At 58.7% G+C, this 3,385-nt stretch carries 1 protein-coding gene and 1 pseudogene; one reads left to right on the forward strand and one right to left on the reverse strand.

Annotated features, from left to right (window positions below):
- On the reverse strand, window positions 1-1,836 hold a 1,836-nt coding region (locus EOA27_RS28400), incomplete at its 3' end, for a DUF4011 domain-containing protein (protein WP_127257793.1).
- Between the two features lie 671 nt (window positions 1,837-2,507).
- Between EOA27_RS28400 and EOA27_RS28405 the strand changes: the two are divergent.
- Window positions 2,508-3,385 (forward strand): annotated as a pseudogene (locus EOA27_RS28405) (hypothetical protein); the annotation flags it as partial.

A 3,385-nucleotide genomic window follows, 5' to 3' on the forward strand; every position in this document is an offset into this window, starting at 1 on the left:
GTCCACCACCTCCATGCCGGGGACGTCGCGCACTGCCTGGCGCATAAGACCGAGCAGCCTCGGCACATCAACGCCGCTTTCGTCCTCGGGCAGCTCACCGGAAAACTGTGGCAGTTTGAGCTCGAAGTCGCGTTCGAGAAACTGCAACAAGGTTGCGTTGAATCGCGGTTCATCTTCATGGAAGCGCAAGGTAAAATGCGATGTTGCGCTGCGGCGCTCGATTTTGACCGGTACGAGCAGCAATGGCGCGCGATAGCTGCGCTCGTCCTCGGCCTTCTTCTTCCAGCGCAGGAAGCCGACCGCCAGGAAGAGCGTATTCGCGCCGCCCTCGGCAAAATCGTTGCGCACTTGCCGGTAAAGATCGATCAGCCGGGATTCCAATTGACGCCCATCGAGCGTCGACGGGAGCTCGTCGCGCAGAAGCGCTTCCGCGGCAAAGCCACGCTGGAGGTCACGTCCGTGCACCTCGCGATAGAGGACAGCATCCCGCTCGCCCAGTGGATTCTGTTCGGGGAGCGAAATCAGCCGGATCGAAGCGCCTGCCATCAGACGGTCCTCGAGGTAGCCGACGTCAGTACAAAGAAACGGAATTGTCTTCTTGGAGTCCGGAAAATTGAGCAGGCGGTTCCGCAGTGTCAAATCGAGGAGCTTTTTCTGCCAGCGGTCGATCCGTCCGGCCGCTGTCGTCGGCTTTACCTCGACGATCTCGACCGGCAGGGCTACCACGGCCGGTGCGGCTGGCAACGGCAACGCGATTTCGGTTGCCGCCTCTGCATCCACGCTGCGGCGCGTCGGTTCGTGCGAAGCAAGCGGTGTGATGCCGCCGCTGCGCGAGCGGCGTATATCGATGGCTGCGACAAAGGTGGCTACCTGCGTTTCGTCGAGCCGCTGTTCGATTGCGTGTTGGGCAGCCTCCAACGTCATCGCCGGCCGATGCGTCACGCCTGTCGTCTCAAACACGATGAGTTCGCGCGATGCCAGCGCCTTGCGGACCTCCATGGCATCGGGTTCAATGGCGTTGGCGAGCGTCCTTTGTGTCATCCAGACGCCGACGGCCGCGTGTCCCTGAAACATCAAAACGACGGGATGCAAGCCCGTCGCCTCCAGGGCGGACGCGAATAACAGACTGGTATCGAGACAGGTTGCCAGCTTTTCTGCCGTAATAATTGAGGGACGTCGAATTTTTTGGCCGCGGCTTTCGAAGCTCGCAGGTGGCTCTGCATAATGCAGCGATAGGCCAGCAATGGCCGAATAAATTGCGGCCGCCAGCATGAATGCGCGTTGCGGATTGCCGCTTTGATAGCCATCGAGGCTGGAAGGATGACCATGCGCTGCGAGCAGCTCCGCTGCGGAACGCAGCAGTCCTGCGATCGCCGGGTCGTTCGGCATGACGAATGCGGCGAGCAATTGCGCCATATCGACGACGCCACCCCATTCGTCGCGGGCAAGCAGGCGCACCGCAACGCGCTGCTCGGCCAGCACTGCGCCTCCTGAGGTTAGGCGCAACGTTATCTCCCCGCGCTCAGCCTCGTTGAGACCGGCCAGATAGCCGGCGTCGAGATCGATTTTTCGATCGCTTAAGGGAAGCCGGTCGCCAGCAACGATCCGATCAATTGTCCAGCTTTTGGCGCGCAAAAAAGGGGGGTTCGATGTCAGCTCGAGAGTGCATTTTTCGAAACCCTGCTGGGTCGGGTTGTTGAGCGCGATAGACCGGATCACCGGAATAGCATTTTGGAAGGACGCATATGTAAAGCTGGCGGCGATGTCCGCCACGACTTCTATTACGGGCGCGGCTGATATACCGGCAGCATCGCCAGTCTCCGAACTCGTTTCCATACCCCATCCCCTATTTTCATTTACGATAGAACTTTGCCGCCAGAATTTGAAAGTAAATTCTCGGTATGGTCGCCGCTTATGTCCAGCAGCATAGATTTCTAAAAGTGTTACCGCCCAGATAACGGTCGAAATGGAGACAGGCGATAATCGGTCGTCACGATTGGAGGGGATCCAAAAGTCGCGGAAATCGGAGCGCCGGCGCACGCTGCTGAAACCCAAGACGGGCAGGACGTCATCCGCAAATGTGTGGCGGTCCGGGCGCCATGGACCAAGCGTTGCGCGCCTATCGCGAGCGCTGTCGTGGCGCCTATCGCGGACTCGGACCCAGCCCGACAGTGACGGCGAACCTCGATCGGCCTATCGGTGAGGCGGTCGAATTCCGCCCATAGACTATCGAAAGGCACGCACTTCCAGCTCTATCTCCTCGTACGCGTTGCCGGCTACCTAAATTCGTGCGCGCGGTCCAATGCCTTTGATTGCTGATGTCGTTGTGGAGACGTTTGATCGCTGAAGCATTTGTTTGCTGACCTAGCGGCGCGGGGGGAGGTCATTTATTGGGTACATCTCCAGCACTCTATGTGCGATCGCGAGGAAAATTTGTCCAGACAAGCGAATTCATCGAATCTGGACTAATCAATAAGTATAATGATGGTAAGATTCGGGGGGCAGGAATGGCCGAGGTTGGACTTTTGGAATGGGCGGATAAGCAGCCCGACTGGATTAGGGATGCCTTAAGAAGACACGCCGCGCGGCCGGGCTTCAACCTCGAGCAGGAGGATAAGGCCGGTGTAACAGCTCGGGTCCGCCACGTCGGTGGATTTACCGCTGATCTGCCCGAATGCTCTCCGCTCTCGGCGGAGCATTTGAGGGCCAACAGTTCGAACGAGCCGCGCGCGGTGCTTTGCTCACTCGGCCCCGTCAAGCATTTGAACCGCCTCGCCGAAGAGCAGCAACTGCGTTTCGCCACCGATGGCATCACCATTATCTACGGCGACAATGGAAGCGGAAAGAGCGGCTATTGCCGGATCGCGAAGAAGCTTTGCCGTAGTCTGACGGCGGATGATCTTCTTGGCAACGTGTTCGAGATCGGCACCAAACCGCCAGCCGAAGTGCTTGTCCGGTTTCTCGAAGAGGGTGCTACGGAACCGACCCCCATAACCTGGAAGGACGGAACGCTGCCCCCCGCGTCAATTGCACGGATCTCCGTTTTCGACTCCGCGAACGCTCGCCTCTACGTCGATAAGCAAAACCGTATCGGTTTTCTGCCCGCAGCCATCGCGCTTCTCGAAAGCCATGGACGTCACCGCACCGAGCTCGAAGCCGACTTCCGGGAAGAAATCAAAGCGATCGAAAAGAACCTAAAGACACCATTGCCGAGTGGGTACACAGCTGCCGGCGCGGTCGTAAAGCTGCTGGCTCGTCTCGAAATCAAGTCAAAGGACGTGATGCCTTCCGCAGCCGAAATCAAAAACCTCGCTGCCCTCTCAGAGCAGGACATGGCTGATCTCGCTGGCCTCGAACAGGCTCTGGCAAGCGACCCTTCAACGAT

It is taken from the genome of Mesorhizobium sp. M2A.F.Ca.ET.037.01.1.1 (assembly GCF_003998075.1).
In the GTDB taxonomy this organism is placed as follows: domain Bacteria; phylum Pseudomonadota; class Alphaproteobacteria; order Rhizobiales; family Rhizobiaceae; genus Mesorhizobium.